Here is a 24,073-nt window from a genome sequence, read left to right on the forward strand (position 1 = left end):
TTCATCCCCTCCACTGCGGAAAAGTCTTAGCGACGCCGGCGGTGGTTTTCCCGGTCGCCGAGTCCTCCCGCGCCCCTCTGACTACGGTGGAGATCATGACCGGACGCTTCCCGATCGAAGACGTGACCCCGGCCGTTTCCGGTGGCCGCTACCCCGCGAAGGCGGTGGTCGGCGAGGTGGTCCCGGTTTCCGCCGTGTCCTATCGGGAAGGACACCACGCGCTCGGCGTGAACGTGGTATGGCGCGGCCCGGACGGCGAGACCAAGCCGTTCACCCGGATGGCGCCGGGCGAGCCGGGCCTGGACCAGTGGCACGCCACGATCCGCCCGGACCAGGTGGGCCGGTGGACGTTCACCGTGGAGGCGTTCGACGATCCGTACCGGACCTGGCGCAACGCCGTGGTCAAGAAGATCGAGGCCGGGCAGGGCCTCGAGGACCTGGCGAACGACCTGGCCGAGGGCGCCGAGATCCTGGACCTCGCCGTCAAGATCGTGCCGGCCGAGGAGGAGGAGCGGGTCCGCGAGGCCGCGGCCGCGCTCCGCGACGAGCAGCGGTCGCTGTTCGCCCGGGTGACGCCCGGCGTCGAGCTGGAGGAGCTGCTCTGGCACAACCCGGTGCGCCAGCTGGTCACCACGACCCGCTCGTTCGCGCTCTGGGTGGACCGCAAGCGCGCGCTCTACTCCTCGTGGTACGAGTTCTTCCCGCGCTCCGAGGGCGCCGAGATCGGCCCGGACGCCACGCCGATCAAGCACGGCACGTTCCGGACCGCTGCCGAGCGCCTGCCGGCGATCGCAGCGATGGGCTTCAACGTCGTCTACCTGCCGCCGATCCACCCGATCGGCAAGATCAACCGCAAGGGCCGCAACAACACCCTGGTGGCCCGCCCGGAGGACGTCGGCTCGCCGTGGGCGATCGGCTCGGACGAGGGCGGCCACGACGCGATCCACCCGCAGCTCGGCACGCTCGAGGACTTCCGCTACTTCCGGGAGAGGACCGAGGAGCTGGGCATGGAGGTCGCCCTCGACCTGGCCCTCCAGGCGGCTCCGGACCACCCGTGGGTCAAGCAGTACCCGCAGTTCTTCACGACCCGCGCCGACGGCACCATCGCGTACGCCGAGAACCCGCCCAAGAAGTACCAGGACATCTACCCGATCAACTGGGACAACGACTACCGCACGCTGCGCGACGAGGTCTACCGCGTGGTGATGCACTGGGTGAACAACGGCGTGAAGATCTTCCGCGTCGACAACCCGCACACCAAGGCCGTCAACTTCTGGCAGTGGCTGATCCCCAAGGTCAAGGAGTCCGACCCGGACGTGCTCTTCCTGGCCGAGGCGTTCACCCGGCCGGCCATGATGAACGGTCTCGGCAAGATCGGCTTCACGCAGTCCTACACGTACTTCACCTGGCGCACCACGGCCTGGGAGATGCGCGAGTACATGGAGCAGCTGCTCACCACGATCGACTGGATGCGGCCGAACTTCTGGCCGAACACCCCCGACATCCTGCACGAGTCCCTGCAGCACGGCGGCCCGCCGATGTTCAAGATCCGCGCGGTGCTGGCGGCGATGCTCACGCCGTCCTGGGGCATGTACTCGGGCTACGAGCTGTTCGAGCACGTCGCCCGCCCCGGCGCGGAGGAGTACATCGACAACGAGAAGTTCGAGCTGAAGCCGCGCGACTGGGCCGGCGCCGAGCGGGCCGGACGGTCGCTCGCGCCGTACCTGAGGAGGCTGAACCGGATCCGGGACGAGAACCCCGCCCTGCACTGGCTGCGCAACCTGCGCTTCCACGAGATCGACAACGGCGCGATGCTCTGCTTCTCGAAGCGGGACGACGAGACCGGGAACACGATTCTGGTGATCGTCTCCTTCGATTCCAGCAACGTGCAATGGGGCAACACCACACTCGACATGGCGGCGCTCGGCCTCGGCTGGCACGACCGGTTCACCGTGGTCGACCAGATCTCCGGGGCGACGTACGAGTGGGGTCAGTTCAACGCGGTCCGGATCGACCCGTATGTCGAGCCGGCACACATCTTCGTCGTGCAGACGGGGTAGGGGGAACACACGATGGAGCTGACGAGCGAGCACGACCCGGCGGAGGGCAGTCACACCGAGGACGGTGTGGTCGAGCACCCGAACGCGGAAGACTTCGGTCACGCCCGGGCGCTCCCCGCCGACCGCACCTGGTTCCAGCGCGCGGTCTTCTACGAAGTCCTGGTGCGCGCCTTCTACGACTCGGGTTCGGACGGCGGCGGCGACCTGCGCGGCCTGATCGAGCGGCTGGACTACCTGCAGTGGCTCGGCGTGGACTGCCTCTGGCTGCCGCCGTTCTACGACTCGCCGCTGCGCGACGGCGGCTACGACATCCGCGACTTCTACAAGGTGCTGCCCGAGTTCGGCACGGTCGAGGACTTCGTGGCGCTGCTGGACGCGGCGCACAAGCGCGGCATCCGCGTGATCACCGACCTGGTCATGAACCACACCTCGGACTCGCACCCGTGGTTCCAGGCGTCGCGGCACGACCCCGACGGCCCGTACGGCGACTTCTACGTCTGGAACGACACCAGCGACAAGTACAAGGACGCCCGGATCATCTTCGTCGACACCGAGGAGTCGAACTGGACGTTCGACCCGGTCCGGCGGCAGTTCTACTGGCACCGGTTCTTCTCGCACCAGCCGGATCTCAACTACGAGAACCCCAAGGTGCAGGAGGCCATGCTGGACGTCCTGCGGTTCTGGCTGGACCTCGGCATCGACGGTTTCCGGCTGGACGCGGTGCCCTACCTCTTCGAGGAGGAGGGCACCAACTGCGAGAACCTGCCGGCCACCCACGCGTTCCTCAAGCACTGCCGCAAGGTGATCGACGACGAGTTCCCCGGCCGGGTGCTGCTGGCCGAGGCGAACCAGTGGCCGGCCGACGTGGTGGAGTACTTCGGCGATCCGCGCAGCGGCGGCGACGAGTGCCACATGGCGTTCCACTTCCCGCTGATGCCGCGCATCTTCATGGCGGTCCGGCGCGAGTCGCGGTTCCCGATCTCGGAGATCCTGGCGAACACGCCGGCCATCCCGGACAACTGCCAGTGGGGCATCTTCCTGCGTAACCACGACGAGCTGACGCTCGAGATGGTCACCGACGAAGAGCGCGACTACATGTACTCGGAGTACGCCAAGGACCCGCGGATGAAGGCGAACGTCGGCATCCGCCGGCGGCTCGCCCCGCTGCTGGAGAACGACCGCAACCAGATCGAGCTGTTCACCGCCCTGCTGCTCTCGCTGCCCGGTTCGCCGGTGCTCTACTACGGCGACGAGATCGGCATGGGCGACAACATCTGGCTCGGCGACCGGGACGGCGTGCGTACCCCGATGCAGTGGACGCCGGACCGCAACGCCGGCTTCTCCACCGCCACACCGGGCCGGCTCTACCTGCCGGTCAACCAGGACCCGGTGTACGGGTACCAGGCCGTCAACGTGGAGGCCCAGCGGGACAACTCCACCTCGCTGCTGAACTGGACCCGGACGATGCTGGCGGTCCGCCGCCGGCACGAGGCGTTCGCCGTCGGCACGTTCCGCGAGCTGGGCGGCTCCAACCCGTCGGTCCTGGCGTACCTGCGCGAGTACGGCGACGACGTCGTGCTCTGCGTGAACAACCTGTCCCGCTTCCCCCAGCCGATCGAGCTGAACCTGCAGCACTGGAACGGATACACCCCGGTCGAGCTCACCGGGCACGTCAACTTCCCGCGGATCGGGCAGTTGCCGTACCTTCTGACCCTTCCGGGACACGGCTTCTACTGGTTCCAGTTGTGCGGGTCGGAGGAGAAGCAATGACGCTGCCTTTCGCCGAGTGGTTACCGAAACAACGCTGGTACGCGGGGCGCAGCCGGGTGCTCGCGTCCGTCACGGAGGCGTCGGCCACGCCGCTGGGCGACGACCTCGACCTGGTCCTCGTCGACGTGGAGTACACCGACGGCAGTTCCGAGCGCTACCAGGTGCTGGTCGGCTGGGGCGACGGCCCGCTGCCCGAGTACAGCGCGATCGCCTCGATCGGCACGACCGAGGACGGCCGGGCCGGCTACGACGCGCTCTACGACCCGCGGGCCACCCGGCACCTGCTCGGGCTGGTCGACAGCTCGGCCACGGCCGGCGACGTGACGTTCGAGAAGGAACCCGGCGTCGAGCTGCCGCTCGAAGCGTGGCCGAGGGTCTTCGACGCCGAGCAGAGCAACACCAGCGTGATCTTCGACGAGGACGCGATCCTCAAGCTGTTCCGGCGGGTCACCTGCGGCGTCAACCCGGACATCGAGCTGAACCGGGTGCTCGGGCGGGCCGGCAACCCGCACGTGGCCCGGCTGCTCGGCTCGCTGCAGTCGGCCGACGACAGCGGGCCCTGCTCGCTCGGCATGGTCACCGAGTACGCGGCGAACTCGGCCGAGGGCTGGGCGATGGCGACCGCGTCCGCGCGGGACCTCTTCGCCGACGCGGAGCTGGGCGCCGACGAGGTGGGCGGCGACTTCCAGGGCGAGTCGTACCGGCTCGGCGAGGCGGTCGCGTCGGTGCACCGGACGCTCGCCGAGGAGCTCGGCACCGGTCCCGCGCCGTTCCCGCTGGACGCGGTCCTGGCCCGGCTGCGCGCCGCCGCCGCAGCGGTGCCGGAGCTGGAGCAGTTCGTCCCGGCGATCACCGCCCGGTTCGAGGCGCTGACCGGCGCGGAGGTGGTCGTCCAGCGCATCCACGGCGACCTGCACCTGGGCCAGGTGCTGCGCACCCCGGAGGCCTGGCTGCTGATCGACTTCGAGGGCGAGCCGGGCCAGCCGCTGGACGAGCGCCGGATGCCGGACTCGCCGCTGCGCGACGTCGCCGGCGTGCTCCGCTCCTACGAGTACGCGGCCTACCAGTTGCTCGTCGACCAGGACGACGACGAGCACCTGGCGGCGCGCGCCCGGGAGTGGGTGGACCGCAACCGGGCGGCGTTCTGCGACGGGTACACCCACGTGGCCGGCGCCGACCCCCGCGACCAGGGGGCGCTGCTGTCGGCGTACGAGCTGGACAAGGCGGTCTACGAGGCCGCTTACGAAGCCCGGCACCGCCCGGGATGGCTGCGGATCCCCCTGCGCTCCATCACCCGGCTCGTCGGATGACCATCCCGGAGGACAGAACCACCATGATCGGGAACACCACCTCGCGCCTCGCCGCCGACCAGCGGGCCATGGACAGCGTGATCTCCGGGGCGACCCACGATCCGCACGCCATCCTCGGCGCTCATCCGCACGGCGGGCACACCGTGATCCGTACCCTGCGCAAGGGTGCGAAGACGGTGGCGGTCCTGCACGACGGCGAGCGCACCGAGATGACGGCCGTGCACCCGGACGGCATCTTCGCGGCCGAGCTGGCCGGCACCGTCCTGGACTACCGCCTGGACGTGGACGGGACGCAGTGCGACGACCCGTACCGTCACCTGCCCACCCTAGGTGAGCTGGACCTGCACCTGATCGGCGAGGGCCGGCACGAGAAGCTCTGGAAGGTGCTCGGCGCGCAGCCGCGCGGCACCGGCGTGGCGTTCGCGGTCTGGGCGCCGGGCGCGCAGGGCGTCCAGGTGATCGGCGACTTCTCCGGCTGGGGGCCGTACGACGGGTGGCCGATGCGCTCGCTCGGCTCCAGCGGCGTCTGGGAGCTGTACATCCCGAGCGCGCACATCGGCTCCAAGTACAAGTTCAAGATCCTCGGCCGGGACGGGGTGTGGCGCGAGCACGCCGACCCGATCGCCCAGCACACCGAGGTGCCGCCGGCCACCGCGTCGGTGGTCTACCAGTCGTCCTACTCCTGGCACGACGAGCAGTGGATGCGCGAGCGCGCCCGCAAGTCCTGGCACCAGGAGCCGATCAGCTGCTACGAGGTGCACCTGGGCTCGTGGCGGCCCGGCCTGACCTACACCGAGCTGGCCGAGCAGCTGGTGGAGTACGTGCTCGAGACGGGCTTCACGCACGTCGAGCTGATGCCGGTGATGGAACACCCGTTCGGCGGCTCCTGGGGTTACCAGGTCACCGGCTACTACGCCCCGACGTCGCGGTTCGGCACCCCGGACGAGTTCCGCTACCTGGTCGACAAGCTGCACCAGGCCGGGATCGGCGTCATCCTCGACTGGGTGCCGGCGCACTTCCCGAAGGACGAGTGGGCCCTGGCCCGCTTCGACGGCACGCCGCTGTACGAGCACGGCGACTGGCGGCGCGGCGAGCACCCGGACTGGGGCACGTACGTCTTCGACTTCGGCCGCAAGGAGGTCCGCAACTTCCTGGTGGCGAACGCGCTCTACTGGTGCGAGGAGTTCCACGCCGACGGCCTGCGGGTCGACGCGGTCGCCTCGATGCTCTACCTGGACTACTCCCGCAAGGACGGCGAGTGGACCCCGAACCAGTACGGCGGCCGGGAGAACCTGGACGCGATCAGCTTCCTGCAGGAGATGAACGCGACCGTCTACAAGCACCACCCCGGAGTGATGACGATCGCCGAGGAGTCCACCGCGTGGCCGGGCGTCACCCGCCCGACCCACCTGGGCGGCCTCGGCTTCGGCTTCAAGTGGAACATGGGCTGGATGAACGACACCCTCTCGTACATCGAGAAGGAGCCGATCCACCGGCAGTGGCACCACCACCAGATGACGTTCGCGACGGTCTACGCGTGGAGCGAGAACTACATCCTGCCGATCAGCCACGACGAGGTCGTGCACGGCAAGGGCTCGCTGACCGGCAAGATGCCCGGCGACACCTGGCAGAAGCTGGCGAACACCCGCGCGCTGCTCGGCTTCATGTGGGCGTTCACCGGCAAGCAGCTGCTCTTCATGGGCGCCGAGATGGGCGACGAGAAGGAGTGGAACGAGAGCGGCGGCCTGCACTGGGACCTGCTCCAGGACCCGCAGCGGGCCGGCGTGAAGACCCTGGTGAGCGACCTGAACCGGGTCTACCGCGAGACGCCCGCGCTGTGGAGCCAGGACACCAACCCGGCCGGCTTCCGGTGGATCACCAGCGAGGACTCGCAGCACAACACGTTCTCGTTCGTCCGCTTCACGCCGAACGGCGACACCCTGGCCTGCGTCGTCAACTTCGCCGCGGTCCCGCACGAGGGCTACCGGATCGGCCTGCCCCGGGCCGGCCGGTGGACCGAGGTGATCAACACGGACAGTGAGATCTACGGCGGCTCCGGCGTCGGCAACATGGGGGCGGTGGAGGCCGAGCACATCCCGTGGCACGGCTTCGACGCCTCGGCCGCGCTGCGCGTGCCGCCGCTCGGCGCGCTCTGGCTGCGTTACGAGGGCTGACCGGGCTCCTGCTCGTCCCCGAGCCACTCGGGGGCGAGCAGGCCGTACAGCAGGTCGTCGGTCCACTCCCCCTTGATGAACGTCTGCTGGCGCAGCCGCCCCTCGCGCTGGAAACCCAGCCGTTCCAGCAGCGCCGCCGACGCCACGTTCCGCGCGTCGCACTCCCCCATCACCCGGTGCAGGCCCTGACGCCGGAAGAGCCGGTCCAGCACCGCGCTGACGGCCTCAACGGCAAAACCCTTCCTCTGGTACGGGGTGTCGACCGTGAAGCCGATCTCCGCCTGTCTGAGGTTGTCGTGCAGCCGCACGTAGACGTCCCCGATCAGCGCCCGTTCGGCGGTCAGCTCCACCGCGTACTGGAAATGGCCCGCCTCGTCCGGCGAGCCGGCGGCGAAGTTGCGCACCGCGGCCTCCGCCCGGTCGAGGGGGAACGGCGCGTCCCAGGACTGGTAACGGGCCACCTCCGGATCCGACCGGTACGCGGCCAGCCGCGGGGCGTCGGACGCCCGGAATCGCCGCAGGGTGAGCCGTTCCGTCGCGAGAAGCACCGGGTGAGGATAGCGGCATGGAGTCCACCACCGACCGCCTGCGGGCGATCTGCCTCGCCCTGCCCGAGGCCACCGAACGACTCAGCCACGGCGCGCCGGCCTTCTTCGTCCGCGACCGCAAGCAGTTCGTCATGCTCTGGCCGGACGGGCACCACGACCACGACTTCCCGCACCTGTGGTGCGCGGCCCCACCCGGCGCCCAGGAGGAGCTGATCGCCGCCGACCCGGCCCGCTTCTTCCGCCCGCCCTACGTCGGGCACCGCGGCTGGCTCGGCGTCCGCCTCGACGGCGACCCGGACTGGACCGAGATCACCGAGCTGTGCACCGACGCCTTCCGCACGGTGGCCCCGAAATCCCTGGTGGCCCGCCTGCCGCGCCCTCAGTAGGATCAAAGTATGACCGTCAAGCTCAGCATCAGCGTGCCCGATGACGTCGCGGCCTACCTGCAGAGTCAGGGCAACGCCTCAGCCGCTGTCACGGAGGCGGTCCGCAAGGTCCTGCCCGAGGCGCGACGCACACGCCAGCGCGCGGCCGCGCAGGCATACGGAGAGTGATCCTCGACCGCAGCGCGCTCCGGGAGAACCACGGCTTCGTCTCCGTCGCGACGATGAACGCCGTGGAGGACGCGGTCCGCGACTTCCTGGAGCTGCCCTGATCCTGCCGGTCAGGCCTCCACCACGTCGGCGACGATCACGGTGACGTTGTCCGGGGCGCCGTTGTCCAGCGTGCGCTGCACCAGCTCGCCCGCGCACTCCTTGCGGTCGGCCACCTCGCGCAGCGTCCGGGCGATCACCGCGTCCTCCACGTAATCGGAGAGGCCGTCGCTGCAGAGCAGATAGCGGTCACCGACCCGGGCCGGGATCATCCGGCCGGCCGGGCGGAACGGGCCGCCCTGCACGGCCTGCGTCACGAGGGCGCGCTGCGGGTGGCGGCGGGCGTCGTCCGGGGTGAGCACGCCCTGGTCGACGAGCGCCTGGACGTAGGTGTCGTCCCGGGTGAGCTGCTGGAAGTCGCCGTCGCGCAGCAGGTAGCAGCGGGAGTCGCCGACGTTCAGGGCGGCCAGGCGGTCACCGGAGAGCAGCAGGGCGGTCACCGTCGTACCCATGCCGTCGCGCGCGTCGTCGTCGGCGACGGCCGCCTCGATGCGCTGGTTCGCGGTCTGCAGCGCGGCGATCAGATCCTGCAGCGGCTCGCCGGTGTCCGGCGCGGTGTCGACGGTGCTGAGCGTCTGCACGAGGATGTCGCTCGCCAGCTCCCCGGCGGGGAGCCCGCCCATGCCGTCCGCCACCACGAACAGTCGATTACCGACGAAGACGGCGTCTTCGTTGTTGGACCGGACCAGGCCCTGATCAGTGGCGGCGACCGCCCGGACAGCAAGCGTCATGGTGCTAAGAGTGCCAAAGCCCAATTCCGTTGTCTCTAGTACCTCCTACGTAGTGTGTGCTGATGATGGCGGGGACACTGGTGGGTCGCGGACCCGCGCCGGACGATCTCCGGCGCGCCGGTGCCCGCGTGCGTGCGCCGGGGACGCCGGTGACGGTGCTGGTCACGGGCGATCAGGGGACCGGCAAGAGCACGCTGGTGAGCGAGTTCCTGCGCACCGCGGAGCCGATTGCGGTGCTGTCCGGCGCGGCGCGGGCGCACTCGCCGGCGCCCTACGACTGGCTGGCCGCGGTCCTGGCCGATCGTGACATTCGCGACATCGGGGTACCCGGGGACGCTCTCGCCTGGCTCGAACAGGATCCCGACGTCCCCCGCGAGCGGTACACGCCGGACGCTCTGCGTCTCGCGGTGACGGCCGTCCGTGCGCTCGTGGGCGGGCGTCCCACCGTACTCGTCGTTGAAGATCTTGCGGCGCCATCTGAGCGCGTTGCGCCCGGCCGACGTGGGCCAGGCCGGCTGCCTGGCCGAGGGGATGGCGAGCAACAACGGCGCCGTACCACATCGGGGCGCACCGGGGCCCCAGACCCTGGCGGCATCGTCCGCGCGGTGACCGTCAACAGCCGACCGCGCGGGGCGGCGCGACAACGCACAGCGGCCTCGGTAACAATCGTCGGCGTGACGACAGCTATCCATCAGCGCATCGCCTCGGAACTCGGGGTCCGGGAAGGACAGGTCACCGCGGCCGTCGAACTGCTCGACGGCGGAGCCACGGTGCCGTTCATCGCCCGCTACCGCAAGGAGGTGACCGGCACTCTCGACGACGCGCAGCTGCGCACGCTCGAGGAGCGCCTCGGCTACCTGCGGGAGCTGGAGGACCGGCGGGCCGCGGTGCTGGAGTCGATCCGCTCCCAGGGCAAGCTCGACGACGCGCTCGAGCAGCAGATCCTCGAGGCCGACACGAAGGCCCGCCTGGAGGACATCTACCTGCCGTTCAAGCCGAAGCGGCGGACCAAGGCACAGATCGCCCGTGAGGCCGGCCTGGAGCCGCTCGCGGTCGGTTTGCTGGAGGACCCCTCGGTGGACCCGAAAGCGGCCGCCGCGGCGTTCGTGGACGCCGAGAAGGGCGTCGCCGACGCGCAGGCCGCCCTGGACGGCGCCCGGGCCATCCTGATCGAGCGGTTCGCCGAGGACGCCGACCTGATCGGCGACCTGCGCGAGCAGATGTGGAAGCGCGGCCGCCTGGTGGCGAAGGTCCGCTCCGGCAAGGAGACCGACGGCGCGAAGTTCTCCGACTACTTCGACTTCGCCGAGCCGTACGCGAAGCTCCCCTCGCACCGCATCCTGGCGATGCTGCGCGGCGAGAAGGAGGACGTCCTCGAGCTCACCATGGAGCCGCACCCGGAGGAGGACGAGGGCTACTTCGAGGGCCGCATCGCCGGCCGCAACGGCATCGGCGACCGGGGCCGGCCCGGCGACAGGTGGCTGGTCGACACGGTCCGGTGGGCGTGGCGGACCCGGATCCTGATCCACCTCGGCGCCGACCTGCGGGTCCGGCTGCGCGAGGCGGCCGAGGACGAGGCGGTCCGGGTCTTCGCGGCGAACCTGCGGGACCTGCTGCTCGCCGCCCCGGCGGGCACCCGCGCCACGATGGGCCTGGACCCCGGCTTCCGGACCGGCGTGAAGGTGGCCGTGGTCGACGCGACCGGCAAGGTGGTCGCCACCGACACGATCTACCCGCACGTGCCGCAGAACAAGTGGGACGAGTCGATCCACCGGCTGGCCGCGCTCGCCTCGAAGCACAACGTCGAGCTGATCGCGATCGGCAACGGCACCGCGTCCCGGGAGACCGACAAGCTCGCCGCCGAGCTGATCAAGCGGCACCCGGAGGCGAAGCTGACCAAGGTGGTCGTCTCCGAGGCCGGCGCGTCGGTCTACTCGGCGTCCGCGTACGCCTCGCAGGAGCTGCCCGGCATGGACGTGTCGCTGCGCGGCGCCGTCTCGATCGCCCGCCGCCTCCAGGACCCGCTCGCCGAGCTCGTCAAGATCGACCCGAAGTCGATCGGCGTCGGGCAGTACCAGCACGACATCTCCGAGGTGAAGCTGGCCCGGTCGCTGGACGCGGTGGTCGAGGACTGTGTGAACGGCGTCGGCGTGGACATCAACACCGCCTCCGCGCCGCTGCTCACCCGGGTCTCCGGGATCACCGCGGGCCTGGCCGAGAACATCGTGCTGCACCGCGACCAGAACGGCCCGTTCAAGAACCGCAAGGAGATCAAGAACGTGGCCCGGCTCGGCCCGAAGGCGTTCGAGCAGTGCGCCGGCTTCCTGCGGATCTCCGACGGCGAGGACCCGCTCGACTTCTCCAGCGTGCACCCGGAGTCGTACCCGGTGGTCCGGACCATCGCGGCGGACGCCGGCGCCGACATCAAGACGCTGATCGGCAACAGCCCGCTGCTGAAGGCGATCCGGCCGGAGAAGTTCGTGACCGACACGGTCGGCCTGCCGACCGTCACGGACATCCTCAAGGAGCTGGAGAAGCCCGGCCGCGACCCGCGCCCGGCGTTCACCACGGCCACCTTCGCCGAGGGCGTCGAGAAGATCGCCGACTTGTCGCCGGGCATGATCCTCGAGGGCCAGGTCACCAATGTGGCAGCGTTCGGCGCGTTCGTCGACATCGGCGTGCACCAGGACGGCCTGGTGCACGTCTCGGCGCTCTCCGACAAGTTCGTGCAGGACCCGCGCGAGGTGGTGAAGTCCGGCGACGTGGTGAAGGTCCGCGTTCTCGAGGTGGACCCGGTCCGCAAGCGGATCTCGCTCTCCATGCGCCTGCAGGACGAGCCGGCGAAGGGCCGCGGCCCGCGCGAGGACCGTGGCGGCCAGCGCGGCGCTCAGGGCGGCCAGGGTGGCGGTCAGGGCCGCCAGGGCGGGCACGGTGGCCGTCAGGGCGGCCAGGGCGGCCAGCAGCGCGGCGGGCAGCCGCGCCAGCAGGGCGGCCAGCGCGGCGGCCAGGGCGGCCGTCAGGGCGGCGGGAACAGCTTCGGCAACAGCGCCATGGCGGACGCGCTGCGCCGGGCCGGCCTGACCCGGGACTAGAACCCCGGGACTAGAACGCGGTGCGGATCTGGGCCCGTCAGCCGGCGGCCCAGATCTTCACGTCGGTGAACGCCACCTCGTACGGGCCCTTCCGCGGCGCGCCCCGCTCGGTGAAGATGCCCAGCACCACCTGGCCGCCGGTGATCTGCTTGTCGGTCAGCATCGCCGACCCGAGCAGCGTGCCGTCGCGGAGCACCTCGAAGTACTCCCCGGTGTAGGAGATCGAGATCAAGGTCGGCGCGGCGCCCAGCTGGATCGGCGCGTCCGCGATCGGGAACGTCTTCAGCACCGTGACCTTGCCGTCGCGGTGCACGCCGAGATAGACGTTCTGCTCGCAGATCCGCAGCTGGTACCCCACGTAGTCCTGGAAGCGGAACCAGATCGCCGCGCAGCTGTCCTTGGTGACCAGCCGCACCCCGACCTCGGCGCGCAGGTCGGCGGGCATCGTGTCGAGCGGGCCGCTGCACCGGTAGGTGCCCTCGATCTCCCGGTGCACCACCAGCGCGTCGTCGAACGAGCAGCTCGCCGTCTCGCTCGGCATCGTGGTGGGCCGCCAGAACAGCTGGCTGCGCAACCCGTCGTGGATCAGCGCCTGGCCCGGCATGATCCCGCCGTCCGGGTTGGCGCCGGCCCCGTCGCCGCCCGGCTGGCGCAGCGACAGGGCCAGCATGACCGCGCCGGCCACCACCGCGGCGATCAGCACGGCGACACCGGCGGGCAGCGCCCAGCGGCGCCCGGCCCGCAGCGGCGGCTTCGGCCCGGCCGGGGCGCCCACCATGGTCGGCGCCTCCGAGATCGGCACCGTGACGATCGAGTTCTCGTCGTAGCCCACCAGACCGGGCGGAATGCTGAGCAGCGGCGCGTAGCCGGTCACCGACTGCGCCTCCACCGCCGCGGCCTTCAGGTCCGGCTGGTCGGCGAAGGCAGCCGCCGTGGCGGCCGGCCGCTCACCGGAGGAGACCAGCATGTCGAGCAGCTCGCGGGCGCTCGGCCGGTTCGCCGGGTCCTTCTCCAGCGCGTGCGCCACCAGATCCCGCAGGGGGCCGCTGAGGCCGTCCAGCCGCGGCGGCTGAGTGAGAATCCGGGCCGCGGTGGCCGGCGGCGAGTCCGCGGCGAACGGCGTCCGCCCGGTGCCGGCGTACGCCACCACGCTCCCCCACGCGAACACGTCCGCGGCCGGCGTGACCGGGGCGTCCGCCTCGGTGCCGAACCGCTCCGGCGCCATGTACGCCACCGTGCCGACCATCTGGTCGGTGCGCGTGTTCGCGCTGGTCGCCTCCATGGCCCGGGCGATCCCGAAGTCGATCACCTTGGGGCTGCCCGGCGCCAGCAGCACGTTACGCGGCTTCAGGTCACGGTGGATCACCCCGGCGCCGTGGATGGCGGTCAGCGCGGTCGCCACCCCGATCGCGACACCGTGCAGGTTGGCGCTGGTCAGCGGCCCGCGCTCCTCGACCACCTCGGCCAGGGTGGGCCCGTCCACGTACTCGACGACAAGATAGGGATGCTCATGATCGGGGTCGGCGTCGAGCACCTCGGCGGTGCAGAACGGCGGCACCTGCCGGGCCCGGTTGACCTCGCTGCGGAACCGGCGCCGGAACTCGTCGTCGTGCGCCAGGTCGGCACGCACCATCTTGACAGCGACGAGCACACCGGCGGCGGTCTTCGCCAGGTAGACAGTGCCCATCCCGCCCTCGCCCAGGCGACCCACCAGCTGGTAGTCGCCGAGGCTTTTCGGGTCCCTCGGCCGCAGCGGCGCGGTCCGTTCCCCCGGCAGTGTTCCATCGACCATCGCTAACGCCCCCCGGCCGCTTTTTGTCGCCGGCTGCACTGTATAGGGCGGGGTCTCCCGCGTTCCTCCCGGAGCCCTCTCCACGGTCTCCCGGAGGAAACGCCATCGTCTCCCGGAGGGGTCTGCACGGTCTCCCGGAGAGATCTGCACGGTCTCCCCGAGCACTCTCTCAGGGTCGGATCCGGGCATCGCCGGATGGTTTCGGCGGCCGGCGGAGCGCAGGCTTGATGCATAAGCCACTACCGGAAAGCGAGACCCACCATGAACGCCGTGCACGACTCGATGGCCCGCCAGGGCCTGGTCCGCCCGCAGGACGGCCGGATGATCGGCGGTGTCTGCGCAGGTCTGGCCCGCCGGTTCGGCCTGGACCCGTGGATCGCCCGGCTCCTCTTCGTGCTGATCCTCTTCGTCATCCCGGGCAGCCAGATCCTGATCTACCCGGTCCTCTGGCTCCTGATGCCGGCCGAGAAGCCCGCCTGGGCCCCGACCAGCACCCCGCCCGCGTCCTTCTGACCCGCCGGCGTCCTTCTGAGATCGAGGCCGCGCTGGCTCGGTTTGGTGGCCGAGTAGCCGGAGGGAGTCTCACCCTCCGGCTACTCGGCGGAGCTGACGGCCGGTAGCCGAGAGCCCGGCTGACGGCCGTCGAAGGGATAAGCCATCTCTCACCGCCACGCACAAGCTCACGCGGTTTGAATTTTCCCAGCCCACCCTCGCCGAATCACCTGTCGCCGTAGTGATACTTACAGGCAACGATCTCGACGTCGCCATCCTTGATCCGGTAGACGAGACGATGTTCCCGATCGATACGCCGGGACCAGAGGCCGGACAACTCGCCGCGCAGCGGTTCCGGCTTGCCGATGCCCTCGTAGCCGTTACGCATCACGTCCGCGATCAGGTCGTTGATTCGCTTGACCAGTTTGCGGTCCGCATGGCTGAGGTACTGCGACCACGCCGTCGTGGAAAAGATCAGCCTCATGCCACGTCCTGCGCCGCGTCCGGGTCGACGAGGGCTCGCTCCTTCCCCTCACCTCGATCGAGCTCGGCCATCGATCGACGCAGGGCCTCCGCATTGCTCGGGCTACGAAGCAGGTACTCGGTCTCTTTCATCGACTCGTACTCGGCCAGCGGCACGATGACGACGGGCTCGTGGCCAGAGCGAGTCACTATCAGCTCCTCGGCGTCGTCGACCACGCTGTCGAGTTCGGCGGCAAGGTTCTGTCGCAGCTGAGTGAAGTTCACCGTGCGCATCTCCACCTCCACGGAAGTACAGAAAATTGTACTCCTCCGTCGGCATCCCCGATCGGGGCGGAAAGCTTTCCGACTCTCACCGATCTCGGAGCCGCCGCCGCAGAATGACGGAAAGACCGACGGGCGGAGGCGACCATGGCCAAGATCCTGATCCTGACCGGCGACGCGGCGGAGGACCTGGAGGTGATGTACCCCTACCAGCGGCTCCTAGAAGAAGGCTACGACGTGGACATCGCCGCGCCGACGGCCAAGAGACTGCAGTTCGTGGTGCACGACTTCGTGGACGGCTTCGACACGTACACGGAGAAGCCGGGTCACACCTGGCCGGCCGACACGGCGTTCGCGGACATCGATCCGGCGGGCTACGCGGCGCTCGTGCTGCCCGGCGGGCGCGCGCCGGAGTACATCCGCAACGACGAGCACTGCCGGCGCATCGTGCGGCACTTCTTCGACAGCGACAAACCGGTGGCGGCGCTCTGTCACGGTCCGCTGGTGCTGGCCGCCTCGGGGGTGCTGGCGGGACGCACCGTGAGCGCGTACCCGGCCTGTGCCCCTGATGTGCGCGCCGCCGGCGCCGCCTTCGCGGACAGTGCGGCGCAGGTGGACGGCGTTCTGGTGACCGGCCGCGCCTGGCCGGACCACCCCGCGTGGATGCGCGAGTTCCTCACCGTGCTGAGGGCGAAGGCGCCGTGCTGACGGCGAAGGCGCCGCGCTGACGGCGAACACGCCGGTCACGATCAGCGAGCGAGGCCAGTGATTTCCCGGACCTTCGTGGTGAGTTGCAGGTCGTCGAGGTAGCCGCGGTGCACGATGGTGCCGGCCGGATCGACGAAGACGTACCAGCTCTGCTGCGCGATCCCGAACCGCTGCCAGATCCGCCCGGCCGGGTCGCTGAGGTGGGTCACCGTGCCGACCTGCATCTCGTCCACGAACTCCCGCATCGCCTCGGTCGTGCCGAGCCCGCCGATGCCGAGCATGCCCAGCCGGTCGCCGTACTCCTCGTGCAGGTCGGCGACCGACTGGGCCTCGCTCGCGCAGGTGGCGCACCAGGGCGCCCAGAACCAGAGCAGCGCGGGCTTCCCGGCCAGGCTGGCGGCGTCGAACGCGGCGCCGGCGAGCGTGGTCCCGGTGAAGGCGAACGCCTGCGGGACGCTCGCGGCGGCGGACGGCGCCGGCGCGCCGGCCTTCGGCAGCGCGGTCTTCGCGGTGGAACAGCCGGCCGCGGCGACGAGCGCCACGATCATTGTCAGAACCAGCTTGGGTACGCGCAAAGCCCGCCTCCGCTTCACTTGACGGCTGTCGGCTCGGTCAGTCGCAGTGCCAGCGCCGGGCAGACGTTGACCGCCTTGCGAGCGCCGTCCTCCAGCCACGGCGGCAGCGGTGTCTGCGGGAACGCCGGGAAACCGTTGTGGTCCAACCGGATGATCTCCGGGGCGACCGCCGAGCAGAGCCCGTGCCCGTCGCACCGCGACCAGTCCAGCGCCAGCTTCCGAGCGCCCTTCTCGGCCGTGTACGGCAGCGGCAGGATGCCCCGTACCTGCTTGCCGCAGCCCTCGCCGTTGGTGTGCGCCCGCACGTCCTCGGCGAAGACCTCCAGCGCGGAGAGCGCGAACCGGGACGTGCCGTCCGGGTGGCTGCACGCTCCCCGGCCCTTGACCAGGCCGGCGGCCTGCCGCACGTTCTCCACCGCGTTGCCGCCGAGCGACACCAGGGTGACCGCGCGGGCCAGGTCGGGCAGGCCGATCCGGCACGGGCCGCACTGACCGGCCGACTCGCCGGCCAGGTACTGCACGACCTGGGCGACCTCGCCGAGCGGGCAGGTGTTGGAGCCGATCGGGATCAGCATGCCCGCGCCGAGCGTGCCGCCGACCTTCGCGAATCCCTTACGGGAGATCGTCACGGTCTGCGCCTGCTCCGCGGTGATCCACTTGCCGTGGTAACCGCCGACCAGCAGGCCGGGGCCGAGGTCGGCGCCGCACATGGTCAGCACGTCCATGAGCGGGGTGCCGCTCGGCGCCTCCACCACGGCGGGCGCGGTGGCCGAGCCGCCCACGGTGAGCATGACCGTGCCGGGCTCCTCCGGGATGCCGACCGAGTTGTACTCCCACGGCCCGATCCGGGCGGCGATCGCCAGCTGGGAGTAGGTCTCCGCGTTGGACAGCAGGGTCGGCAGGCCCATCACGCCGTTGTCGCTGGACCGGACCTTGCGACCGGGCGGGATGTGCGCCTCGCCGTTGATGCCGCGGACCAGCGCGCCGCCCTCTCCGGAGATGAACCGGTGCGGCACCGTGACGATCCGGGTGGGGCACGGCATCTTCCGCTCGGCCAGCGCCTCGGTGATCGAGTTCAGGCCGACGCCGTCGTCGGCGACGCCGATCACGATCTCCTCGGCGTCCAGGGCGGCCGCCGCGAGGGCGGCGCCGTCGAGGATGAGGTGCGGGCCGCGGGTGAGCACGGCCTTGTCCTTCCAGGAGGGCGGCTCACCCTCGGTCGCGTTGACCACGATCACCGGCGGCAACTCCTGCCGGCGGCAGGAGTCGATCACCGCGCGGACCTTGCGGGCGAACGGGAAACCGGCGCCGCCCCGGCCGCGGAGCTCGATCCGGTCGGCGAGCCCGACCAGCTCACCGGAGGAGAGCGCGGCGAATCCGCCGTGCACCTCCTGGTGCGCGATGAGGTCGAGGCGGCCGTACTCGTCGAACCCCGCCGTGATGCGTGGCGTTCCGATCGCCGTGACCGGTGGAACCTGTGCGGTACTCAATTCGCTTCCCTGACGTCACCACGGAGCTGGGAGAAGTAGGACTCGTCGTCGTCGCGTCCCCGGCGGCTGCCACGGCTCTCCCGCTCCAGCGGGGCCGCGCGGCGCGACCGGCGGGACGCCATGTCGACGAGGGCGGGCGAGTCGTCCGGCTCGCCCCACTCGCCGTCGGCGACGTCGACGAATCCGCTGCGGCTGCTGTGCCGGCCGTCGGCGCGGCGGCGCGGCGGTTCCTCGTCGGCGTACCGGCCGCCCCGCGGCTCCTCGTCGTAGCGGGCGGAGCGCGGCCGGGGCACCTCGTCGTAGTCGTCGTCACGGTGACGGCGCGGGCGGTCGTCGTACTCGGGCTCGCGGCGACGGACCGGCGGCGGCTCCTCGTCGGCGTAGCGCCGCATCCGGGTGCCGGTGTCCTCCAGGTCGTCGCGCCGCATCCGGGTCCCGGTCGAGGCCGGGTCGTCGCGCCGCAACCGGGTGCCCGTCGACTCCAGCTCGTCCCGGCGCAACCGGGCACCCGTCGACTCCAGCTCATCCCGGCGCAACCGGGTGCCCGTCGACTCCAGCTCGTCCCGGCGCAACCGGGCACCGGTCGAGGCCGGGTCGTCGCGGCGGGAGCGGGGCGCAGGCTCGTCGTCGTCGAACCGGCGGCCACGGCGCGGCACTTCGCCGTAGATCTCCTGCGACCGTCCGCCCCGGGAGCGCGGGGCGGGCTCGTCGTCGTACCGGTAACGCTCGTCCTCGATGTCGCGCCGCGACATCGCCCGTGTCGACGTGTCGTAACGGTCGTCGTCCTCGACGGCGCGCCGCTGCCGCGGCGCCGGGGCCTCCAGCTCGGCCGGGACACGGTCCTGCGGGTACCCCACGGGGGCCGGGCTGACCGGGTACCCCATGGGAGCCGGGCTGACCGGGTAACCGGCCGGGGCGGGGCTGATCGGAGCGGCCGGGGCCGGGCTGACCGGGCGGGACACCGGCGGGGCGGGCGGTGCCGGCGGAGCGGCCGGCGTCCAGGACTGGGTGATCGGAGCGGCCGGCGCCATCAGGTCCACGACGGGCTCACCACGCCGGCCCGGACGCCGCTTGGGCGCCGGCGAGCCGGTGGGCACCAGCTGGCCGACCGGCTTCAGGCCGGTGCCGGCCGCCGACGAGAAGTCCTTCTTGCGGTTGAGGCTGACCGTGAGGCGCACGGCCAGGCCGACGAGCACGCCGAGCACGCAGACGACGTAGCTGACGGTGACCCAGGTGGCCGCCGGGCGGCCCGCCGAGAGCCCGTGGACCAGGGCGATCGGCCACATCAGGTACGAGATCGAGTGGATGCCCCGCCACATCCACGGCTTTCCCCGGCCGATGAAACGGGACCGGATGATGCCGGTCCACATGACCAGCACCATGATCCAGCCGGAGATGGTGCCGAGGCCGACGTAGAGGTTGTTCCCGGGCAGCAGGAACGGGATGACGATGTCGATGAGCCGGATGTGCTCCTCGGCGTACTTCGTCCAGACGTGCATGACGAGAGCGGTCACCGCGATCAGGCCGGTGGTCCGGTGGGTGGACTGGAGCAGGACCCGCTGGCGGATGCTGAGCACCAGCCGGTCGGTCGCCACCAGGCCGACCATGATCGTGACCGAGAGCGACACCAGGCTGATCACGCCCATGTAGAACTCGGCGTAGATGAAGAAGTAGTAGTAGCCGACTCGGCCGGGCTTCGTCATCATGGCGACGGACCAGAGTGCGGCCAGGACGCTGAGGACGAGCAAGACGATCGCGGTTCTCGAGGCCGGACGCGTGCCGGTGGATCCGACGTCGACCGCCACCCGACTGGCAGCTCGCTGATTGTTCTTCGACCGGGCCATTGACTCCTCGTTTTCCTTGCGTGCGGGCACGTCCCGTGGGCGGTGGGACGCCGGCGTCCGTGGGGGACGCCCCGCGCTCAAGCTCTGCCGGACCCGATCCGTGGCCGTTGCTTTCCCCTGCCGTACCCCGGTCCGTGTCCTCCCCGGATTACGTGGCCCGCCGGGGTTCGGATGAACACCGTCGGAATTTTTTGCGTAGTTGCCCCACTACCCTTCGCTCATGGCGAGCTGAGCTGCCGAAACAGCGAGAAGGTTGCTCTCCTAAGGAAGATTTAAGGAATTCCGTGCGGGTGACGCGGGACACCGGCTGAACCATTCCGGCACTGGCGGCGAACTAAGTAGTGCAGGCGAATCGCTCGCCCTGCCGGGAAGAGGGGGTTCGCCATGCGTCACGGGACTGCCCGGCTCCGTACCAGTCTCGCCGGTACCAGTTTCGTCGGTACCAGCCTCGTCGGTGCGGTGCTGGCCGGCGCCGCGCTGAGTACGACGCTGGAAGCACCGGCCCGCGCCGACGAGCCGGGATTCAGCGTACGGGTGACAGCGCCGGAGACGTTCGCCGCCGGGCGCTCGGCACAGACCGTCACCGCCGTCGTCACCTCGGAGAACCGGCGCTGCCGGAAGGTCCGCTGGGCGCTGCTCGTGCACTCCGGCCTGCAGGACGACCAGCTCCGGGTGGTCCGCGTCGAGGACGACGGCGAGTTCCGGACGACCACCAGCACCGAGGGCGTGACCACCACGATCCTCGACGCCCAGCTGGACCCGGGCACGCTGTGCCGCGGCCGGACCGTCACCGGGCGCTGGCAGGTCGCCTTCACCGGCCCGGACGCCGGCCCGGTGCAGTTCGAGGCGCGGGCGTTCGACGCCCGGGACACCCTGCTCACCGCCGGTGGCGCCACCACGCAGGTGGAGAGCGACACGCCGCCGTCACCGTCGCCCTCGCCGTCGCGCTCCGCGTCGCCGGAGCCGGATCCGGACGAGGAGTCCACCGAGGCGCCGGTCGCCGAGACCCCGGCGGCCGGCGCGGACGACACCGCGTCCGGGGATCCGCAGGCCGCCCTGGTCTCCGAGGACTCCTTCCTGCTCGGCCCCGGACTGATCGTCGGCGGCGTCTTCGTCTTCCTCGGTGTGCTCCTGCTGCTGCGCATCCGGTCCCGGGCCCGAGCCGCCCGGCAGCGGGCCCGGCAGGTGCCGACCGGCTTCTACACGATGCCCGGATCCTCCCGGTAAAGGGCTTCCTGCGGGTGATTTCCCGACTGAACGGGCCGCTACCCTCCGGCGGCCCGTTACGGTGAGGCCCGGTGACACCGTCCACTGGGGAGGGCCTCGTGACCAGGCGTCTTGTGAAAATCTTCGGCACGTTCGGCGCCATCGCCCTGGTCGCGGTGGCGGCGCCGGCCAGCGTCTCGTTCGCCGCGACGGAGGGCATGCCGGCCACGGCGGCGCCGGCCGCCGCCCGGGCCGGCCATGTTTCCGCCGGCACGGTCTCCGGCGACACGGTCTCCGCCGGCACGGTTCCCGGCGGCTCAGTCTCCGCCGGTGGTGCTCCGGCCGGCGCGCCGCGGGTGCCACCCGAGCTGGCCCCGCCGCCCGGCCACGTCGTCAACTCGGTGCTCAAGGCCAGGGGCGTGCAGATCTACGGCTGCACGGCCGGCGCGTGGACGCTCATCGAACCGGCCGCCTCGCTGACCGGGATGCGGCTGCGACCGCAGAAGAAGGTGACCGCGCTGCACTACCGCGGCCCGACCTGGCAGTCGGACCAGGACGGATCGCTGGTCGAGGGCGACGGCGCGTCCGCCGTCCGGGCGCCGTCGGCGCATCCGGACAGCATCCCGCAGCTTCGGATCACCGCGAAGGCGACCCGTGGTGCGGGCGTGTTCGGCGAGGTGACCTACATCCAGCGGCTCGACACCGTCGGCGGCATCGCGCCGGCCGGCTCCTGCTCCGGCAGCGCCACCACTGCCGTCCCGTACCGCGCGGTCTACCGCTTCTTCGTGGCGAAGAGCTGAGAACGGCGGCGACGCTGAGAACGGCGGCGACGCCCAGAGCAGCGGCGACGCCCAGAGCAGCGGCGACGCAGGAGGAGGCACGACAAAGAGCAACCGGCCGGCGTCCGAGATGACGCCGGCCGGTTGCCGGATGGGGAACGTGGATCAGAGAGCCGGGTAGGCGTTCGCCATCAGCTCGGCGAACTGCGCCGGGAACCACGCGCCGGAGATCGGCGCGCCGGCCAGCGCACCCGACATGCTGTTGCCGTTACGGGCGTTGCCCGTGTAGGTCGGGTCGCACATCCGGTCGAAGCCCTTGCCCTCGTCGTTCGGGATCAGCGTGGACGAGCCGTCCGACTCGCCCGGGGGCTTCACCCAGACGTAGGCGTCGATACCGGCGGCCGGGGCCGCGGTGGGACGCTCACCGAGGCCGGCGCCGGCCTGGTTGCACCAGTTGCCGGCGTGGATCCGCCGGTCGATGCGGGACTCGTTGACGAAGGTGTTGACGTCGGTCGAGGTGCTCGCCGCGGCGGGCCGCCCCGAGCCGCCCCAGCCGTTGCGGGAGGTGTCGATCAGCATGCCGATGCCGGAGTCGAAGCCGATCGAGACCAGCTTGTTCCGGAACGCCTGAGCGAAGGAGAGCTCATCGGTGTACTGGTTCCAGTCCACCCACTTCGACTGCCGCACGCTCTGGCCGTTCACCGTGGTGGTCGGCTGGACGAACGGCTCCCGCAGCGCCGAGTAGTTGGCGGTGTTGGTGATGAAGCCGTGCACGTTCTTCACGTTGCCGGACGCCTGGGCGGCCTGCAGCATGATGTCGGCGGTCGGGCCGAAGTTGGAGTCCCAGCCGATCCAGCCGTGGTGCGCGGCGTCCACGTAGTTGTAGACGTTGCCGAGCGCGCCCAGCTTCTGCAGCGCGTACCCGATGCCCTGGACGTATCCGCCGTTGGCCTTCATCGTGTCGCACGTCGCGGTGCCGCCGGGCTGGCCGGAGGTGTTGGTCACCAGGTTCGGCAGCGAGTCGATCTCGACGATGTTGATGATCCGCAGGCTGGCGTACTTCGCGTCGCCCTGGATCGCGGCGATCGGGTCGATGTACTCGGACTTGTAGCGCGGCAGCTCGTTCGGGCCGAGCTCACCGTTGGAGGCGAGCGCGGCGCAGTCCCGGCCGGGCAGGTTGTAGATGACGAACTGGATGTAACCGGCGCCCTGCGCGAGTGCCGCGTCCAGGTGGTCACGCACACCCATGGACCCGTTCGAGCTGCTGCCCGTGGTGCCGTTGATGGCGGCGATCCGGTCGAGCCAGACGGCGGTCGGGTTGTTGGAGACCCGGCTGCCACCGGTCACCGACTCGGCCTTCGCCTTCCACTCCGGGTTCACGTAGCCCTTGGCGCCGGCGTACGGGTTGTCGGCCTTGGTCCCCGGGTTGGGGTTCGACGGCGACGTGGACGGCGAGCTCGACGGGGAGCTGGACGGCGACGTCGACGGCGAGGAGGACGGGGAGGTCGACGGCGAGCCGCTCGGGACGCTGCCGTTGCAGACCACGCCGTTCAGGGAGAAGGAGGTGGGCGCGGCGTTCGTACCCGAGTAGTTGGCGTTGAAGCCGAAGTTGGCGGTGCCGTTCGTGGCGAGCGAAGCGGCCCACGACGGGTTGGTGGCCGTGACGTTCTGGCCGGACTGGCTGACCGTCGCGCTCCAGCCCTGCGTGACCGTCTGGTTGCCGGCGTAGGCCCACTTCAGGTTCCAGCCGCCGCTGATCGGGTCGCCCAGGTTGGTGACGGTGACGTTGGCGGTGAACCCGCTGCTCCACTGGTTCACCGCATAGTCGACGCGACAACCGGCCGCCGCACTGGCACTACCGGCCACAGCGACGGCACCGGCGCCGGCCACGATGCTCACGGCAGCGGCCGCCGTGAGAGCCCGGGCACGGGTGGGGATGGGTCTCATGAGGACTCCTCGAGACGGGGGCGGCGCAAGCGCGCCAGGGAACGAGCCAACACATCGGTGGGGATCGCTGGCCGATGGAGACAGCATTACATGGGAGCGCTCCCAGCGCAATGATCCGGAAACACAGCGGCAACGGGCAGTTCACCGCCGCATTCCGT

The 24,073-nt window shown here is 70.7% G+C and carries 20 protein-coding genes and 1 pseudogene; 12 read left to right on the forward strand and 9 right to left on the reverse strand.

Annotated elements, in window-relative coordinates; genetic code table 11:
• Positions 1-95: 95 nt before the first annotated feature.
• From AB0F72_RS05520 to glgB, 4 genes are all read left to right on the forward strand, one after another.
• A complete protein-coding gene (locus AB0F72_RS05520) occupies positions 96-2,060 on the forward strand; it encodes an alpha-1,4-glucan--maltose-1-phosphate maltosyltransferase (RefSeq protein WP_360425577.1) in 1,965 nt (654 codons plus the stop codon).
• Positions 2,061-2,072: 12 nt separating this feature from the next.
• Positions 2,073-3,830 carry a maltose alpha-D-glucosyltransferase gene (treS, locus tag AB0F72_RS05525; protein ID WP_360425580.1) on the forward strand — a complete coding sequence of 586 codons (1,758 nt, stop codon included), beginning with the start codon at positions 2,073-2,075 and terminating at the stop codon, positions 3,828-3,830.
• Positions 3,827-5,140 carry a maltokinase gene (locus AB0F72_RS05530; protein ID WP_360425583.1) on the forward strand — a complete coding sequence of 438 codons (1,314 nt, stop codon included), beginning with the start codon at positions 3,827-3,829 and terminating at the stop codon, positions 5,138-5,140. The genes treS and AB0F72_RS05530 overlap by 4 nt, the downstream gene beginning before the upstream one ends.
• A 68-nt stretch (positions 5,141-5,208) precedes the next feature.
• Positions 5,209-7,314, forward strand: a complete 2,106-nt coding sequence (glgB, locus tag AB0F72_RS05535; RefSeq protein ID WP_360426056.1) for a 1,4-alpha-glucan branching protein GlgB — start codon at positions 5,209-5,211, stop codon at positions 7,312-7,314.
• Here the strand turns inward: glgB and AB0F72_RS05540 are convergent.
• On the reverse strand, positions 7,302-7,862 hold the full coding sequence (locus AB0F72_RS05540; protein ID WP_360425586.1) for a GNAT family protein: 561 nt from the start codon (positions 7,860-7,862) through the stop codon (positions 7,302-7,304). The two genes, glgB and AB0F72_RS05540, sit on opposite strands and share 13 nt — an antisense overlap.
• 17 nt (positions 7,863-7,879) lie before the next feature.
• Between AB0F72_RS05540 and AB0F72_RS05545 the strand changes: the two genes are divergently transcribed.
• Entirely contained in the window at positions 7,880-8,248 is a 369-nt protein-coding gene (locus tag AB0F72_RS05545) for an MmcQ/YjbR family DNA-binding protein (RefSeq protein WP_360425589.1), read from the forward strand.
• 9 nt (positions 8,249-8,257) lie between these two features.
• Positions 8,258-8,416, forward strand: coding sequence for a hypothetical protein (locus tag AB0F72_RS05550; RefSeq protein WP_360425592.1), 159 nt, complete (start codon positions 8,258-8,260; stop codon positions 8,414-8,416).
• Between the two features lie 110 nt (positions 8,417-8,526).
• On the opposite strand, the gene AB0F72_RS05555 is transcribed toward AB0F72_RS05550, so the two are convergent.
• Positions 8,527-9,246, reverse strand: coding sequence for a protein phosphatase 2C domain-containing protein (locus AB0F72_RS05555; RefSeq protein WP_360425595.1), 720 nt, complete (start codon positions 9,244-9,246; stop codon positions 8,527-8,529).
• Between the two features lie 65 nt (positions 9,247-9,311).
• On the opposite strand from AB0F72_RS05555, the pseudogene AB0F72_RS05560 reads away from it, so the two are divergent.
• Together AB0F72_RS05560 and AB0F72_RS05565 are read left to right on the forward strand one after the other, a co-directional pair.
• Positions 9,312-9,701 (forward strand): annotated as a pseudogene (locus AB0F72_RS05560) (ATP-binding protein); the annotation flags it as partial.
• 219 nt (positions 9,702-9,920) lie between these two features.
• Positions 9,921-12,338 carry a Tex family protein gene (locus AB0F72_RS05565; RefSeq protein ID WP_360426059.1) on the forward strand — a complete coding sequence of 806 codons (2,418 nt, stop codon included), beginning with the start codon at positions 9,921-9,923 and terminating at the stop codon, positions 12,336-12,338.
• Positions 12,339-12,375: 37 nt separating this feature from the next.
• On the opposite strand, the gene AB0F72_RS05570 is transcribed toward AB0F72_RS05565, so the two are convergent.
• The gene (locus AB0F72_RS05570; RefSeq protein WP_360425598.1) at positions 12,376-14,130 is read right to left on the reverse strand and encodes a serine/threonine-protein kinase; all 1,755 of its coding nucleotides are present in this window, start codon (positions 14,128-14,130) and stop codon (positions 12,376-12,378) included.
• 261 nt (positions 14,131-14,391) lie between these two features.
• On the opposite strand from AB0F72_RS05570, the gene AB0F72_RS05575 reads away from it, so the two are divergent.
• Complete coding sequence (locus AB0F72_RS05575; protein WP_360425601.1) at positions 14,392-14,643, forward strand: PspC domain-containing protein; 252 nt, start codon at positions 14,392-14,394, stop codon at positions 14,641-14,643.
• Between the two features lie 205 nt (positions 14,644-14,848).
• Here the strand turns inward: AB0F72_RS05575 and AB0F72_RS05580 are convergent, their stop codons facing one another.
• Both AB0F72_RS05580 and AB0F72_RS05585 read right to left on the reverse strand, forming a co-directional pair.
• The gene (locus AB0F72_RS05580) at positions 14,849-15,106 is read right to left on the reverse strand and encodes a Txe/YoeB family addiction module toxin (protein WP_360425604.1); all 258 of its coding nucleotides are present in this window, start codon (positions 15,104-15,106) and stop codon (positions 14,849-14,851) included.
• Positions 15,103-15,390, reverse strand: a complete 288-nt coding sequence (locus AB0F72_RS05585) for a type II toxin-antitoxin system prevent-host-death family antitoxin (protein ID WP_360425607.1) — start codon at positions 15,388-15,390, stop codon at positions 15,103-15,105. Before AB0F72_RS05585 ends, AB0F72_RS05580 begins: the two co-directional genes overlap by 4 nt.
• A gap of 123 nt (positions 15,391-15,513) precedes the next feature.
• On the opposite strand from AB0F72_RS05585, the gene AB0F72_RS05590 reads away from it, so the two are divergent.
• Positions 15,514-16,074, forward strand: a complete 561-nt coding sequence (locus tag AB0F72_RS05590) for a DJ-1/PfpI family protein (protein WP_360425610.1) — start codon at positions 15,514-15,516, stop codon at positions 16,072-16,074.
• 41 nt (positions 16,075-16,115) lie between these two features.
• Here AB0F72_RS05590 and AB0F72_RS05595 read toward each other — a convergent pair whose 3' ends face one another.
• From AB0F72_RS05595 to AB0F72_RS05605, 3 genes are read right to left on the reverse strand one after another with little or no spacing between them, the layout of a single operon-like run.
• Positions 16,116-16,649, reverse strand: a complete 534-nt coding sequence (locus AB0F72_RS05595; protein ID WP_360425613.1) for a redoxin domain-containing protein — start codon at positions 16,647-16,649, stop codon at positions 16,116-16,118.
• A 14-nt stretch (positions 16,650-16,663) separates the two neighbouring features.
• Positions 16,664-18,139, reverse strand: a complete 1,476-nt coding sequence (locus tag AB0F72_RS05600; RefSeq protein ID WP_360425616.1) for an NADH-ubiquinone oxidoreductase-F iron-sulfur binding region domain-containing protein — start codon at positions 18,137-18,139, stop codon at positions 16,664-16,666.
• Positions 18,136-19,944, reverse strand: coding sequence for a translation initiation factor III (locus AB0F72_RS05605; protein ID WP_360425619.1), 1,809 nt, complete (start codon positions 19,942-19,944; stop codon positions 18,136-18,138). Before AB0F72_RS05605 ends, AB0F72_RS05600 begins: the two co-directional genes overlap by 4 nt.
• A 423-nt stretch (positions 19,945-20,367) precedes the next feature.
• Between AB0F72_RS05605 and AB0F72_RS05610 the strand changes: the two genes are divergently transcribed.
• Entirely contained in the window at positions 20,368-21,210 is an 843-nt protein-coding gene (locus AB0F72_RS05610) for a hypothetical protein (protein ID WP_360425622.1), read from the forward strand.
• Between the two features lie 98 nt (positions 21,211-21,308).
• Positions 21,309-21,989 (forward strand): DUF3455 domain-containing protein, encoded by a 681-nt coding sequence (locus AB0F72_RS05615; RefSeq protein ID WP_360425625.1) that lies wholly within the window; start codon positions 21,309-21,311, stop codon positions 21,987-21,989.
• 144 nt (positions 21,990-22,133) lie between these two features.
• Here the strand turns inward: AB0F72_RS05615 and AB0F72_RS05620 are convergent, their stop codons facing one another.
• Entirely contained in the window at positions 22,134-23,915 is a 1,782-nt protein-coding gene (locus AB0F72_RS05620; protein ID WP_360425628.1) for a glycoside hydrolase family 6 protein, read from the reverse strand.
• Between the last annotated feature and the right edge of the window lie 158 nt (positions 23,916-24,073).

Origin of the sequence: Actinoplanes sp. NPDC023936 (assembly GCF_040639325.1) — a bacterium.
Classification (GTDB): domain Bacteria; phylum Actinomycetota; class Actinomycetes; order Mycobacteriales; family Micromonosporaceae; genus Actinoplanes.